This is a genomic window from Saccharothrix hoggarensis, from assembly GCF_052936025.1.
The window spans coordinates 5,553,142-5,566,833 of the sequence record NZ_CP193624.1; the positions used below are offsets into that span (position 1 = coordinate 5,553,142).

Annotated in this window: 13 protein-coding genes; 2 read left to right on the forward strand and 11 right to left on the reverse strand. The window is 73.4% G+C overall.

Annotated elements, in window-relative coordinates; all coding sequences use genetic code 11:
* Window positions 1-84: 84 nt before the first annotated feature.
* Together ACRAKH_RS24965 and ACRAKH_RS24970 are read right to left on the reverse strand one after the other, a co-directional pair.
* On the reverse strand, window positions 85-1,074 hold the full coding sequence (locus ACRAKH_RS24965) for a TIGR03557 family F420-dependent LLM class oxidoreductase (protein ID WP_380725749.1): 990 nt from the start codon (window positions 1,072-1,074) through the stop codon (window positions 85-87).
* 70 nt (window positions 1,075-1,144) lie between these two features.
* Window positions 1,145-1,801, reverse strand: a complete 657-nt coding sequence (locus ACRAKH_RS24970) for a M50 family metallopeptidase (protein WP_380725751.1) — start codon at window positions 1,799-1,801, stop codon at window positions 1,145-1,147.
* Between the two features lie 87 nt (window positions 1,802-1,888).
* Between ACRAKH_RS24970 and ACRAKH_RS24975 the strand changes: the two genes are divergently transcribed.
* Window positions 1,889-2,833, forward strand: a complete 945-nt coding sequence (locus ACRAKH_RS24975; RefSeq protein ID WP_380725753.1) for an aldo/keto reductase — start codon at window positions 1,889-1,891, stop codon at window positions 2,831-2,833.
* A gap of 213 nt (window positions 2,834-3,046) precedes the next feature.
* On the opposite strand, the gene ACRAKH_RS24980 is transcribed toward ACRAKH_RS24975, so the two are convergent.
* Both ACRAKH_RS24980 and ACRAKH_RS24985 read right to left on the reverse strand, forming a co-directional pair.
* Window positions 3,047-3,799, reverse strand: a complete 753-nt coding sequence (locus ACRAKH_RS24980; RefSeq protein ID WP_380725755.1) for a DUF4383 domain-containing protein — start codon at window positions 3,797-3,799, stop codon at window positions 3,047-3,049.
* Between the two features lie 478 nt (window positions 3,800-4,277).
* On the reverse strand, window positions 4,278-4,865 hold the full coding sequence (locus ACRAKH_RS24985; protein ID WP_447009329.1) for a class I SAM-dependent methyltransferase: 588 nt from the start codon (window positions 4,863-4,865) through the stop codon (window positions 4,278-4,280).
* Window positions 4,866-4,980: 115 nt separating this feature from the next.
* On the opposite strand from ACRAKH_RS24985, the gene ACRAKH_RS24990 reads away from it, so the two are divergent.
* Window positions 4,981-5,937, forward strand: coding sequence for a zinc-binding dehydrogenase (locus tag ACRAKH_RS24990; protein WP_380725759.1), 957 nt, complete (start codon window positions 4,981-4,983; stop codon window positions 5,935-5,937).
* 41 nt (window positions 5,938-5,978) lie between these two features.
* Here the strand turns inward: ACRAKH_RS24990 and ACRAKH_RS24995 are convergent, their stop codons facing one another.
* The 7 genes from ACRAKH_RS24995 to ACRAKH_RS25025 form a co-directional block, all read right to left on the reverse strand.
* Entirely contained in the window at window positions 5,979-6,680 is a 702-nt protein-coding gene (locus tag ACRAKH_RS24995; protein WP_447009330.1) for an anti-sigma factor family protein, read from the reverse strand.
* A complete protein-coding gene (locus tag ACRAKH_RS25000; protein ID WP_380730545.1) occupies window positions 6,677-7,228 on the reverse strand; it encodes a sigma-70 family RNA polymerase sigma factor in 552 nt (183 codons plus the stop codon). Before ACRAKH_RS25000 ends, ACRAKH_RS24995 begins: the two co-directional genes overlap by 4 nt.
* Before the next feature lie 230 nt (window positions 7,229-7,458).
* Window positions 7,459-8,367 (reverse strand): DUF1996 domain-containing protein, encoded by a 909-nt coding sequence (locus ACRAKH_RS25005; RefSeq protein ID WP_380730543.1) that lies wholly within the window; start codon window positions 8,365-8,367, stop codon window positions 7,459-7,461.
* 109 nt (window positions 8,368-8,476) lie between these two features.
* Complete coding sequence (locus ACRAKH_RS25010; protein ID WP_447009331.1) at window positions 8,477-8,929, reverse strand: hypothetical protein; 453 nt, start codon at window positions 8,927-8,929, stop codon at window positions 8,477-8,479.
* Between the two features lie 177 nt (window positions 8,930-9,106).
* Window positions 9,107-11,170 carry a PQQ-dependent sugar dehydrogenase gene (locus ACRAKH_RS25015; protein ID WP_380729266.1) on the reverse strand — a complete coding sequence of 688 codons (2,064 nt, stop codon included), beginning with the start codon at window positions 11,168-11,170 and terminating at the stop codon, window positions 9,107-9,109.
* A 208-nt stretch (window positions 11,171-11,378) separates the two neighbouring features.
* Window positions 11,379-11,903, reverse strand: a complete 525-nt coding sequence (locus ACRAKH_RS25020) for a hypothetical protein (RefSeq protein WP_380729268.1) — start codon at window positions 11,901-11,903, stop codon at window positions 11,379-11,381.
* 38 nt (window positions 11,904-11,941) lie between these two features.
* Window positions 11,942-13,690 (reverse strand): AMP-dependent synthetase/ligase, encoded by a 1,749-nt coding sequence (locus ACRAKH_RS25025; RefSeq protein WP_447009332.1) that lies wholly within the window; start codon window positions 13,688-13,690, stop codon window positions 11,942-11,944.
* Window positions 13,691-13,692 lie beyond the last annotated feature (2 nt).

Below are 13,692 nucleotides of genomic sequence, written 5' to 3' on the forward strand. Positions count from 1 at the left end.
CCCCTTCGCGGTGTCACAGGTGCTTGATCACGGCGTACCCGCTGGTCCGGGGACGGCAAACGTGGTGCGCCTCATCGGATGTGATTAGGTCCCGCCGGTTTGGCCCGGGGCGGGTGTCCGGGCGGTGAGCTCCGGCGCGACCGACTCGGCCCAGAACGCGAAGAACCGCTCCTGGTCCGGCCCGATCTGCTGGACGTAGACCTCGTCGTAGCCCGCGTCGGCGTACTCGCGGACGGCGTCCACGTAGGGCTCGGGGTCCGGGCCGACGGGCAGCGCCGACGCCACCGCCTCCTCCGTGACCAGCGTGGACGCCTGCTCGAAGTGCCGGGGCGTCGGCAGCACCTGGGCCAGTTCGCCGGGCAGGTGCTCGTTCGGCCACAGCCGGTGGGCCGTCTTCACGCCCGCCTCGGCGGTCTCCGCGTGGCACACCTTGAACCCGGCCTGGGTCGGTTTGCCGTCGCCGCCGGCGGCGCGGAACTTCTCGATCAAGGACGGGTCGGGCATGGTGGAGCACAGGCCGTCGCCGATCCGGCCGGCGACGTCGGCCGCCTTCGGCCCGAACGCGGACACGTACACCGGAACGGGTGACGGCGGCAGCGTGTAGAGGCGGGCGTTCTCGACGGTGTAGTGCCGACCCCGGTGGGTGACCTCCTTGCCGGTCCAGAGCGCCCGCATCACCTCGACGGCTTCCTCCAGCATCTCCAGCCGTTCCGGCGCGGACGGCCACCGGTCGCCGAGGATGTGCTCGTTCAGCGCCTCGCCGGTGCCGACGCCGAGGGTGAACCCGCCGCGGCACTGGACGGCGGCCGTCGCGGCGGCCTGGGCCACCACGGCAGGGTGAATCCGTACCGTCGGACAGGTGACAGCGGTCGTGATGGGCAGCGACGTGACCTCGGACAGCGCCCCGATCACGGACCACACGAACGGGCTCTGGCCCTGCTGGTCGTTCCACGGGTGGTAGTGGTCCGAGATCCACAGCCGCTCGAACCCGGCCCGCTCCGCCCAGCGCGCCTGGTCGACCAGCTCACGCGGGGTGAACTCCTCGCTGGAGAGGAAGTACCCGATGCTCACCATGGACGACGGGTTACCCGCGCCGGGCCGCCTGAACCACCGTCCCGCGCGGCGTCCACAAAGGACGGCCGAACTAGAGCGGCAGCAGCAGCCGGCCGCCGAGCAGGAGCGTCCCGATCGTGACGGCGGCGAACAGCAGCACCCACACCAGGCCCGGCACGCCGGTGATGCGGGCCAGCTGGTCGGCGTCGGACCGCGGCGCGCGGCCGCGGGCCCGCCTGCGCTGCAGCTCCCCGACCGGCCGCACGCCGCCGAGCAGCAGGAACCACGTCACGAACAGCGCGAACGCGCCCTGCCACTCCGCCGTCGCGTACCAGGAGACGGCGAACATCGCCCCGCCGGTGAGCAGCACCGACAGCACGCCGAACGCGTTGCGGATCATGACCAGCACCCCGGCGAGCAGCGCGACCGTCGCCCACAGCAGCGGCCGGACGTGCCCGGCCGTCACCAGGGCCGCCGCGCCGAGCCCGAGCAGGGACGGCGTCACGTACCCGGCGAAGTACATGAGCACCACGGCGGGCCCGGTGGGCCTGCCCCGCGACACGGTCACCCCGGACGTGTCCGAGTTCAGCTTGATGCCCTCCAGCCTGCGGCCGGTGAGGAGCGCGACGAGGGCGTGACCGGCTTCGTGCGCGATGGTGATGACGTGCCTGCTGAACCGCCACACGCCGGGGCCGGCCACCACGGCCAGCGCCAGCACGGCGGGCGCCCACTTCGCGAATGTCGACATCGCCGCCCAGCATGCCAGGCGCGGGTGGGACCGACGTGAGGTCCAGGTCTTGACCTGGAGCGCGCTCCAGCACCCAGGCTGACCCCCATGAGACGACAGCGCATCGGTTCACTGGAGGTCAGCGCCCTGAGCCTGGGCACGCTCCCGTTCGGCAAGTGGGTGGACGACAAGACGTCCTTCGCCATCATGGACCGCTTCGCCGAGGCGGGCGGCACGTTCCTCGACACGGCGAACAACTACGTGTTCTGGGACGGCGGCACGGGCGACGAGAGCGAGGAGGCGGTCGGCCGCTGGCTGGCCGCGCGGGGCAACCGGGACGAGGTGGTGGTCGCCACCAAGATGGGCGCGCGGCCGTTGACGCCGGGCACGGGCCTGGAGAACGCCGAGGGCCTGTCCGGCGACACCGTCCGCCGTGCGGCCGAGGGCAGCCTGAAGCGGCTGGGGATCGACCACATCGACCTGTACTACAGCCACATCGAGGACCGCACGGTGACGTTGGAGGACACGCTCGGCGGGTTCGCGTCCCTGGTGGAGGCGGGCTCGGTGCGGGAGGTCGGGGCGAGCAACCACGCCACGTGGCGGCTGGAGCGGGCGCGGGCGGTGTCGCGGGCCAACGGGTGGCCGCTCTACACGGCGGTGCAGCAGCGGTACAGCTACCTGCGGCCGCGGCCGGGCGTGCGGCTGCCGGAGGCCGGTCACGTGCACATGACCGAGGAGCTGTTCGACTACGCGGCGGCCGAGGGCGACGTGGCGCTGGTGGCGTACTCGACGCTGCTGTCGGGCCGGTACCGGGACAAGCCGCTGGGCGAGGAGTACGACCACCCCGGCACCACGCGGCGGCTCGCGGTGCTGCGCGACGTCGCGGCGGAGCTGGGCGCCACGGTCAACCAGGTCGTGCTGGCGTGGCTCCTGCGGCAGGACATCATCCCGCTGGTGGGCGCCAGCACTCTCGCGCAGCTGGAGGAGACGCTGGGCGCGCTGGAGGTCGAGTTGGACGACGACCAGGTCCGGCGGATGGACGCCGCGGTCTGACCCACGGGGTCTGACCCACGCGGCCCGGCCCACGGGGTCTGACCCACGCGGCCTGACGCCACGCGGTCCGGCGCTCGGTTCGGCGCTGTCCCGCGTGGACGGATCTCATCGGACGGACCACCGGGACGGACCACTGGGACGGTGTGCGGAAACGCCGCGGTGGCCCACCGGGGAACCGGTGCGCCACCGCGGCGTTCGATCAGCGCGAGCGGGTTAGCGGGGGTGCCACATGCGGTGCTTCTCCGTGGTGGCGGGGTCGACCGGCTGGGTCGGCCGCGGGGTCACGGTCGGGTCCATCGACTCGATCCGCTCGTCCCGCTGCACGCCCTCCCGGCGGGGCTCCACGACCCGGGGATCGTTGTAACCGGGTTCGACGCGCTGGGCCGGCATCTCCTGCGTCGCCGGGTCGGCCCGCGGGTCGCGGATGCCCGTCCCCCGGTCGGTCCGCGTCGTGTCGAAGCGGGTTTCCGGGGTCGGCTCCGGGATCTGCCGCTGCTCCGGTTCCGCGGGCTCCTCGGTCACGATCTTGCGCCGGGCCGGCAGCACCGCGATCAGCAGGCCGAGCGCGGCCAGGCCGAGGTGCAGCCAGTTGTCCATGGTGTTGAGCGCCAGCGGGTTGCCGAGGCCGGACACCGGGTTGGTGGCGAAGACGTCGCTGAGCGCCAGCCCCCACAGCACCAGGGCGCCGTAGGAGACGAACAGGAGCCAGCCGTAGAGCCGGGCCAGGCCGGACGTGCTCGCCATCAGCAGGCCGAGCACACCGAACACCAGGTGTGCCACGTTGTGCAGCGGGTTCACGCCGAAGCCGAACAGCGTCGAGTGCGGATCGCCCGCGAAGTCGCCGAATCCGGTGCGGACGAGGCCGAGCACACCCAACGCGAGGAACACCAGGCCGGTCAGACCTGCCAGCACCTGGGCGGGCTGGAGACCCGCGACCTTGACGCGACCGGTGGTCGAGTGGGTCATCACGCCCTCCAAATGAGGACCACGAGCCCGTTTGCCGGGCTCCGGACGCCCACCGACTACCCGTCCTCCGCGAACGGCAAACAGGCCGGCGCGACCTCGTTCCCCCTGTCGGCCGAACCGAGGCGGGGGGCGGGCGCACGAACCCGCCCCCCGTTCCCGACAGGAGTCGGACAACCCCGCCGTGCCGGGGTTCTTCCGCCCCGACCCACCCCATGAAGGTCGGGCCGCCGGGATACGCGGAATGCGCTGTGGAACACCGTGGGAATTCATTCGCCACGGTATCCGAACAATTCCGCGTCGTCTTGTCGAATCACACGTACGCGCAGTTCAGGAGCACATGCCCCGGTCACCGGACGCGCGGGTCGCCGAGCCGTTCCACTCGGTGTCGGTGCTGTTCACGGGAATCCCCTTGGTCGTATCGACACCGACGCGGTGTCGATACGACTATCCCGTCGGGCCGCGCTTCCCGTCAAAGGAATTACGGTGTCCGGGAATGGGGCGCTGCGGCTGTCCAGACCAGGGAGTACCGCCAGAACAGGTGCCGTCGGAACCGGGCGCCGGACATCAGGACGTCCGCTTCCGCCTTGATCTCGCGGAGGGAGAGGGACCAGTCCCGCACCGGCGCGTCGTCGACGGGGTCGTCCCGCAGCAGCCGCATGACGACGTTCAGCGGCACGGACGCCAGGCTCAGCGCCCGGTCCCGGAAGCCCTCCTCGCGGGCCAGGCCGAGGATCGCGACCACCCCGCCGGGGCGCACCAGCGACCGGAGCCGGGTCAGGGCGGGCACGAGCGGCATGTGGTGCAGCGCGGCGAGGCACGAGACGAAGTCGTACGGCCCGCCGAGGTCGTCCACCAGCGCGTCCGCGCGACGGAAGTCGACGCCCGGCGCCGACGCCTCGACGTGCCGGTCCACGGCCGTCACCGCGAGGCCGCGCGCGGCCAGCTCCCGCGCGAACGCCCCGTGGCCGCACCCGACGTCCAGCGCCGTGCGGGCGCCCGCCGGCACTCGGGCGAGCAGGAACGGGTGGTGGTGCGCGTTGTGGTCGAAGTGCCCGAGGTGCGTCACCTCCAGGGGACGTGCGGGCGCCCGCCCGGGTTGGCCGGGCCGCCGTGATCACTTGACCTCGACTTAGCTCGAACTCCTAGCGTGGCGGACGTTCACACCAGAGGGGACTTCCGACATGCGCGCCATCCGCCAGCACGAGTTCGGTCCGGCCGAGACCCTGCGCTACGAGGAGGCGCCCGACCCGGAACCCGGCCCAGGCCAGGTCCGGATCACGGTGTCCGCCGCCGGCGTCCACCTGCTCGACACGTCGATCCGCAGGGGCGAGGCCGGCGGGCCGTTCCCGCTGCCCGAGCTGCCCATGACGCCGGGGCGCGAGGTCGCCGGGGTCGTCACCAAGCTCGGCGAGGGGGTCGAGGCGCGGTGGCTGGGCAAGCGGGTCACCGCCCACCTCGGGCAGGCCAGTGGCGGGTACGCGGAGCTGGCCGTGGCCGGCGTGGCGTCGCTGCACGCGCTGCCCGACCACGTGTCCGACGACGCCGCCGTGGCCATGATCGGCACCGGCCGCACGGCCGTGGGCGTGCTGCGGATCGCCGGGATCACGGCGGACGACGTGGTGCTGGTGACGTCGGCCGCGGGCGGGCTCGGCGCGTTGTTCGTGCAGGAGGCCAAGGCGGTCGGGGCCAGGGTGGTCGGCGCGGCGAGCACCGCCAAGCTGGACCTGGTGCGCGAGCTCGGCGCGGACGTCGCCGCGGACTACACCCGGCCGGGCTGGTCGGACGGGATCGGGCCGGTGACGGTGGTGCTCGACGGTGTCGGCGGGGAGCCCGGCCGCGCGGCCCTCGACCTGCTGGGCGTCGGCGGCCGGATCGTCCTGTTCGGCTGGTCCGCGGGCGAGCCGACGCGCATCGAGACCGCCGACCTCTACCGCCTCGGCATCACCGCCACGGTCGCCGTGGGGCCGCGGATGATGAAGGGGACGAGCCTGCGGGGGCTGGAAGAGATGTCGTTGCGCGCCCTCGCCGAGCAGCGGCTCACCCCGCTGACCACGACGTTCCCGCTCAGCGAGGCCGCCAAGGCGCACGCGGCGCTGGAAGGCCGCGCCACCACGGGCAAGGTCGTGCTGAAGCCGTGAGGAGGGGGCAGGTCCCCGCGCGGGGACCTGCCCACCCCCGGCTAGACGGGCACGGTGACGATCCGCTCGCCCTCGAAGGTGCGCACCTCGATGGCGGCGACGTCCTCGGGCGCGATGAGCGCCGAGCCGTCCAGGTTCGTGCCGTCCTTCTCCCCCGCCGACGAGACGAGCCAGCTGCCCGCCTCCTGGGTGCTGCCGTCCTTGGCGACGACGAGCAGGCGGCACTTCGCGTCCTGCGCGATGCCCGCGACGGACGCGTTCACCCGCACCCACCCCGCGGCGGGCCGGACCTGCACGGTCATCCGCGCGCCGGTGTCCGGGTCGGTGGCCGACCCGACCTTGGTGCCGGCGGGCGGCGCGGGCGGGGACGACTGCTGCGCGACCGCGGCGGGATCGGGCGCGGTGCTCCGGCCGACGGCGAAACCGCCGCCCAGCACGACCGCGGCGACGGCCGCCGCGACCAGCCCCCACCCGACCTGGCGGCGGCGCGCCTGGCCGCCGCGTTCCGCCCGCACCTGCCGCAGCGTCCGCCGCAACAGCAGGTCGCCGTCCTCGGGCGGGCCGTCGAGCAGCGCCTCGGGCGGCACCTCGCCCAGCACGTCCCGCATCTCCCGCAGCTCGGCCACCTCGGCGCGGCACCGCGGGCAGGACGCCAAGTGGTCCTCCACGGCACGCGCCTCCGGCTCGTCGAGCACGCCCAGCGCGTAGGCGCCGAGCAGCTGTGGATCGTGGTTCGTGGTCATCCGGCCACCCCCTTCAGCGCGACCTGTTGCCCGACGAACGTCTCCCTCAGGGCCCGCAGCGCGTAGTGCGATCTCGATTTCACCGTTCCGGGTGGCACTCCCAACGCCTCGGCCGCCTCGGTCACGCTCCGGCCGCGGAAGTAGATCTCCATCAACACGTCCCGGTGATCCGACGACAACCGGTCGAGTGCTTCCAGTACCACCATCGAGTCCACCACGGAATCCGCGTGATCGCGCTGGACCGGCGGCGCCGCCGGCGTCTCGGCCACCTCGCGCGGTCGGGCCGCCTTCGCCCTGATCCGGTCGGTGACGATGTTGCGCGTCACGGTGAGGAGCCAGCCGCGGACCGATCCCTTGCCGTTCACCAGGGCGTCCGGGTGCCGCCAGGCGCGCACGAGGGTCTCCTGGACGACGTCCTCGGCCGCCGCCCGGTCACCGGTCAACCGCGTCGCGTAGGCCAGCAGCGCCCGACCGTGCTCCTCGTAGAGGGTCCGGATCAGGGCCTCGTCGGCCGCGGCCTCCCGTTTCCGGGACCACAGACCCGCCATCCACCCACTCCTCTCGTCTGCTCCCGCCTGGGACACGGGCGGTGGGGCGTTCCGGTTCACCGCGGCCGGGGCGAACTTCGGCGCGGGTGTCGGCTTCCGGGGTCGGGCTGCGGGGTCCGACTCCGGGGTCCGACTCCGGGGTCGGGCTGCGGGGTCCGACTCTGAGGTCGGGCTGCGAAGTCGGGCTGCGAAGTCGGGCTGCGAAGTCGGACTACGGGGGGGTCGGGCTGTCAGGCGCAGGTTCGGCCGGTGTTCAGGCAGGCCGTGACCCGGTCCATCAGCTCGACCGGCATGACGTTCACGAACATCGCGTGGTCGGTCCTCGGGTCGCGCAGCTGCTCGGGGAAGCTGTCCACCGCGAACGGCCGGCCGGCGGGCACGTCGTAGGCCACCCGCACCCGCAGCCGCGGCACCGGGAACGTGCCCGTCCGGCACACGCCGTTCGAGCCGGGGAACTCGACGTGCGCCCGGTGGCTCGGGCCGTCGGTGTTGCGGCCGTCCCAGCAGCTGGGGAACTCGAAGGTGCGCAGCACCATCCGACCGGGCTCGCACTCGGGGTACCGGTCGGTGTGCCGGTCCTCGAAGCCGCTGCAGGTCCACCGGGCCCGTCCCCTGCCGCTGGTCAGCGCGGCCGGGTCGCCGGTGATCATCCGCAGGAACCGGGGCATCGGCACGACCTGGCCGGCCGTGTTGCCGGTGAACGTGATCCGCACGCCGGACGGCGGCAGCACCTCGCCGGTGTTGCCGTGCACGCCGCCGCCCGGCTGGTGCTCGTCGTGCCCCGCGCGGTCGGTCAGCCGCAGCACCGGCCAGAAGTAGCTGGACGGGTCGCCGCCGGGGCAGGTGCTCGCCGAGGCGGCCAGTGACTCGTCGGTCGAGGCCGCGCTCGCGCTCCGGTTGCCGACGTACTCGTGGGTGTGGTGCGCGCCGGCCGGGCGTCCCGGCGCGATGACCATGTTGTCCGCGTTGAGGTGCCGCGTCTCGTTGCGCCCGCAGTCGACGGCGAACGAGCCTGTCGACGCGTCGGACGTGGTGACCGGCGACTCCACCGCCACCGGCACCTCGTCGATGGCCACCGTGCGGCTGTCCGCGCAGCCGGCGACCAGGACGGACACCAGCGCCAGGGGCAGCCACCTCACGCACCACAGCTTAGGCAGTTCCGACGCCGCCGACACCGGTCGGCCGGCGAACGGGCGCGGTGAGTGCCCGAACGCGCCGATCCCGTTGCCCGAGTGGGCAATCCGGGGTTCAGCGGGTGGCGCCGGCGACCAGCGTGCGGCCGTCCTCCGTCACCACGCCGATCGCGGCGACGTCGTCCACGTCGACCAGGACCGCGCCCGCCAGCGCGGTGTCACCCCCGCCCCGGGACGCCACCCAGCCGCCCGCGACGTGCCGCCGGCCGCGCACGTCGGTGACCACGAGCCGGCACCGCTCACCGGGGTCGACGCCCGCGACCACGGCGCGCAGCCGCACCCAGCCGTCGGCGGGCGAGACGGTCGCCGTCATCCGGGCGCGGGGCGCGGAGGCGACCACGACCCGGTCGCCCGGCACGCTGTGCCGGCCCAGGTGGACGCCACCGGCCAGCACCGCGGCCGCGAGCACGGCTCCCACGGCCGTGGCGACGCCGCCGCGGCGCCTCCGGTCGCGTGCCCGCTCGGCGCGGACCCGGCCCAGCGCGCGGTCGAGGATGGGGTCGGGCATGGCTCCCCGTCCGGCTAGCGCGGCCCGTCCGGACGCGCGAGGTGGTCCGGACGGGCTCCGAGCGGGGACGGGTTGCGGCGGGTGGACTGCATCGGCGGTGCCTTCCTCGACGTGTTCGGCACCCCTGACACGGCCCGGTGGGACGTTCGGTTCAACTGGGCCCCGCCGCGTTCCCCGTCAGTTCAGCTGCACCCTCAGCACGCGGGTGTTGGAGTTGTTCGGCGTGCTGTCCTTGTCGCCGTCGCTGGTGGTCAGCCACAGGCTGCCGTCCGGCGCGGGCTCGACGGTGCGCAGCCGGCCGTACGTGCCCGCGAAGTGGGTCGTCTCCGCGCCGACGGACGTGCCGCTGATCTCCAGCCGGTAGAGCCTGCTGCCGCGCAGGGCGGCGACGTAGAGCGCGTTGTTCACGATCGCGATGCCGCTCGGCGACGCGCTCGCCGTGCTCCACGTCCGCTTCGGCGCGACGTACCCGGCGCAGCTGCCGGACGTGCCCTCGCACGCGGGCCAGCCGTAGTTGCCGCCTCTCTGGGCGAGGTTCAGCTCGTCCATCACGCTGTTGCCCAACTCGGCCTGCCACAGCCTGCCCTGCGCGTCGAACGCGAGCCCCTGCACGTTGCGGTGCCCGTAGGTCCACACGTACCGGGCGTTGCCGCCGTTGCCGTAGAACGGGTTGTCGGTCGGCGCGGAGCCGTCGGCGTTGAGCCGCAACACCTTCCCGCCCAGGTTCGCGAGGTCCTGCGCCCAGTCCGCGTTCTGGCCGTCGCCGGTGCCCGCGTACAGCTTGCCGTCCGGGCCGAACCGCAGCCGGCCGCCGTTGTGGTACCGGTTGCGCGGGATGCCGGTCAGCAGCACCTGCAGCGAACTCGCGACCAGCGCGTTGTTCTCCACCTTGATGCGCACGATCCGGTTGTCGTTCGCGGCCGTGTGGTAGACGTACAGGTAGTGGTCGGTGGCGAAGGTCGGCGACACCTCGATGCCGAGCAGGCCGCCCTCGCCGTTGGTGCCCACCACGCCCGGCACCGTGCCGAGGCTCGTCTTCACGCCGTTCGGCGACAACTTGACGATGTCGAACGCGTCGCGCCGGCCGTAGACGCCGGAGCCGTCGGGCAGGAAGTCCAGCCCCCACGGCAGGTCCGTGTCGGTGGTCAGCTGCGTGACCGCGCCGACCTGGTCCCCGCCGGACGGCGTGGTGGCCGTGACCGGCGCGCTCGGGTCGGAGGCGTTGCCCACCGCGTCGAACGCCCGCACGGTGAACGTGTACGCGGTGTTCGGGCTGCGCCCGCCGATGGTGGCCGACGTGCCCGTGGCGTCACCGACCTTCACGCCGCCCGAGTGCACCTCGTAGCGGGTGACGCCGATGTTGTCGGTCGCCGCGGTCCACGCCAGCGACACCGAGTTCGCCGTGACGGCGGTGGCGCGCAGGCCGGTGGGCGCGCTCGGCTTCTCCGTGTCCGCCTGCGCGGGCGGGGTGCGGACGTCGACGTTGTCGCTGGCCTGCGAGACGTTGCCGGCGGCGTCCTCGGCGTTGACGTAGAAGCGGTAGGTCCCGTTGGGGCTCAGGCCGGTGACCGTCGTCGACGTGCCGGTGACGGACATGACGAACTGGCCTTGCTGGTACACCTCGTAGGACGTGACGCCGACGTTGTCGGTGGCCGCGTCCCAGGCCAGGTCCACCGACGTGGGCGTGACGTTGGCCGACCGCGGGTTGGGCGGCACGGACGGCGGCACGGTGTCCGCCTGGCCCGTCTCGCCGAAGACCTGGAACTCCTGCAGCGAGTAGCCGTAGTAGCTCGCGGTGCGGCACCTCGTGGTGCCGTGCACGCGGACGTACCGCCCGGTGCCGCTCACCGCGAGGTCTTCGACGCCGCCCTGGCCGGTGGTGGTCTGGTGGACGCTCGTCCACGTGGTGGCGTTCGGCGACGTCTCGACGCGGTAGGCGCGGGCGCACGACAGGTCCCACTGGAGCCGGACCCTGGTGATGGTCGCGGTCGCGCCGAGGTCGACGTAGATCCAGCCGGGGTCGACGCCGGCGCGGCTCGCCCACCGGGTGGACGAGTTGCCGTCCACGGCGCGGGACGGCTCGAAGCCGGCGCCGCCCGAGGCGGAGCCGAACGCCGGTTTTCCCTGGGACAGCAGGACGGGGGCCGCGCTCGCGGGCGCGGCGGGTGCCGGCGCGGTCGCCACCACCGCGAGCGCGGTGGCGAGCGGGATCGACCAATTGCCCCTGGTGCGGGGTGCCACGGAAGCCTCCACGGTCGTCGACTGCTCCCCCGGGACGTCGGGGGACGGGTGCGGCGGTGTGGCGGCGGGTGGTCGTCCTGCCTCACGACGGTAAGGGCTTTCCCCTGCCGCGTCCAGTGCTCGCGCTGCCGTTGGGGCGTTCGACCGGTGGTGGGATGGAGGTCGGTGGGACGGGCGCGGGCACGGCGGGCGGGCGCGGGCGGTTGGGTCAGGCGCCGTCCGGTCGCGGCGGGGGTTGGCGTGGGGCTAGCGCGCGCCTCAGCTCGGCGGTGATCAGCCCGAGGAAGGCGGAGAAGTCCTCGGCGACCATGCTGGGCGGCAGGCCGGCGGACGTGTAGACGTTGTCCACCACGCGTGCCGCCGGCAGCCGGTACACCGGTCCGCCGAAGCACGACACCGCGTACAGGTCCCCTCCCCCGGTGCTGCCGAACGTCACGAACCGGCCCGCGGAGACCTCCGGGACGCGCGTCGGCAGCCCGGTGGCCTCCGCGTCCACCACGTGGTCGAGCGGGTGGACGAAGTAGCCGTGGTGCAGGTCTTCCAGCCACACCGCGTCCACCTGCTCGTAGAACTCGCCGAGCTGCGGCGGCAGGTCGTGGTCGCCGGTCCGGCCCGCGGTCCGCGGTTCGACGCGGTTGTCGCCGGGCGGGTGGCCGTGGCGTGCCTCGAACGTCTCCTGGAACCTCCGCAGCAACGGCAGCACCTCGTGCAGCCACGTGTCGACGGTCGGCAAGCCCGCACCTCCTCAGGGCGCAGGCTACCGCCGCGCGGTCACGTGTACAGGTCGTCGTAGCGCCGCGCGTGCGCCGTGTGCACGACCTTGCGCTTCACCTTCAACGTCGGCGTCAGCTCGCCGTCCTCGTGGCTGAGGTCCCGGTCGAGCACGGTGAACCGCTTGACCTGCGAGACGGGGGCGAAGTGGGCGTTGGCCTCGTCCACCACCTGCTGGACGAGCGCTTGCACCTCGGGGGTCCGCGCGAGGCCGGGGAGGTCCGTCGGCAGGCCGCGCGCGGTGGCCCACGGGACGATCTCGTCCTGGTCGAGGGTGATGAGGGCGACCAGGTACGGCTTGCGGTCGCCGTAGACGACGGCGTGCGAGATCCAGCGCGACTGGCGGAGCTGGTTCTCCACGTTGGCGGGCGCGATGTTCTTGCCGCCGGCGGTGATGATGATGTCCTTCTTGCGGCCGGTGATGGTGACGAAACCGTCGTCGTCGACCTCGCCGAGGTCGCCCGTGTGCAGCCAGCCGTCGGTCAGCACCTCGGCGGTGGCGGCCGGGTTGTTCCAGTAGCCGGCGAACACGTGCGGGCCGCTCATCAGGATCTCGCCGTCCTCGGCGATCTTCACCTGCAGGCCCGCCATGCCGAACGTGCCGACCGAGCCGAGCTTGTGCCGCGCCAGCGTGTTCACCGTGCCGACGCCGGTGGACTCGCTCATGCCGTAGCCCTCCAGCACGGGCACCCCGGCGGCGCTGAAGAACTCCAGCACCTCGACCGAGATGGGCGCGGCGCCGGACAGGGCCTGCCGCAGCCGGCCGCCGAAGATGGCCCGCACCCGCGCGAAGACGGGGTCCACCTGGTCGAACGCGGCGGCGAGGTCCGCGGGCACCGGCCGGCCGGCGGCACGCAGCTCGCGGACCGCCAGCCCGACGCGGACGGCCTGGCGCAGCCGGTCCTCCGGCACGCCCGCCGTGGCCGCGGTGTAGATCTTCTCGAAGATCCGGGGCACGGACGGCAGGAACGTCGGCCGCACCTCGGCCAGCTCCGGCACGATCCGCGACGTGTCGCCGCCGTAGAAGGCGACGGTGTGGCCGGTGTACAGCGCGCCCAGGTGCACGATCTGCGCGAACACGTGCGCCAGCGGCAGGAACAGGTACGCCACGTCGTCCGGCAGGACGTACGACAGCTCCTCGCTGAGCCGGCACATGGTGAGCCAGTTGCGGTGGGTCAGCACGCAGCCCTTGGGCGGGCCGGTGGTGCCCGACGTGTAGATGATCACGCTCGGGTCGTCGGGGTCGATCGCGGCCCGGCGGTCGTCCAGCTCACCCGGCAGCGGGGAGGTGCGGCCCAGCGACCGCAGGTCGTCCAGGCCGCCGTCGTCGATCACGACGACGTCGCGCAGCGCGGGCACCCGGTCCCGGATCGAGTCGACCTTCGCCCGCTGCGCCTCGGTCTCCGCGACCAGGACGACCGCGCCCGAGTCGGAGATGATCCACGCGCACTCCTCCGCCGCGCTCGACGGGTAGATCGGCACCACCACGCCGCCCGCGGCGAGCACCGCGAGCTCCACCGCCGACCACTCCGGCCGGGTGTCCGACAGCACGCACACCCGGTCGCCCGGCTCGACGCCCAGGTGCACCAGGCCCGACGCCAGCTCCATGACCCACTCGGCGACCTCGGTGAACGTCACGTCGGTCCACTGCCCGTCGTCCCGTCGGTGGCGCCACGCCACGCGGTCGTCGTGGACCTGGGCGGCCACGAAAGGCAGGTCGGCGATGACGCGCGCCGTCGTCACGGGCATCG

Excerpts from the sequence above, each read along its gene's own strand:
- ACRAKH_RS24990 (WP_380725759.1), top strand. The coding sequence starts at position 4,981 with ATGCGCGCCATCCGCCAGCACGAGTTCGGTCCGGCCGAGACCCTGCGC.
- ACRAKH_RS24995 (WP_447009330.1), bottom strand. The coding sequence starts at position 6,680 with ATGACCACGAACCACGATCCACAGCTGCTCGGCGCCTACGCGCTGGGC.
- ACRAKH_RS24980 (WP_380725755.1), bottom strand. The coding sequence starts at position 3,799 with ATGACCCACTCGACCACCGGTCGCGTCAAGGTCGCGGGTCTCCAGCCC.
- ACRAKH_RS25000 (WP_380730545.1), bottom strand. The coding sequence starts at position 7,228 with ATGGCGGGTCTGTGGTCCCGGAAACGGGAGGCCGCGGCCGACGAGGCC.
- ACRAKH_RS25025 (WP_447009332.1), bottom strand. The coding sequence starts at position 13,690 with ATGCCCGTGACGACGGCGCGCGTCATCGCCGACCTGCCTTTCGTGGCC.
- ACRAKH_RS24975 (WP_380725753.1), top strand. The coding sequence starts at position 1,889 with ATGAGACGACAGCGCATCGGTTCACTGGAGGTCAGCGCCCTGAGCCTG.
- ACRAKH_RS24965 (WP_380725749.1), bottom strand. The coding sequence starts at position 1,074 with ATGGTGAGCATCGGGTACTTCCTCTCCAGCGAGGAGTTCACCCCGCGT.
- ACRAKH_RS25010 (WP_447009331.1), bottom strand. The coding sequence starts at position 8,929 with ATGCCCGACCCCATCCTCGACCGCGCGCTGGGCCGGGTCCGCGCCGAG.
- ACRAKH_RS24970 (WP_380725751.1), bottom strand. The coding sequence starts at position 1,801 with ATGTCGACATTCGCGAAGTGGGCGCCCGCCGTGCTGGCGCTGGCCGTG.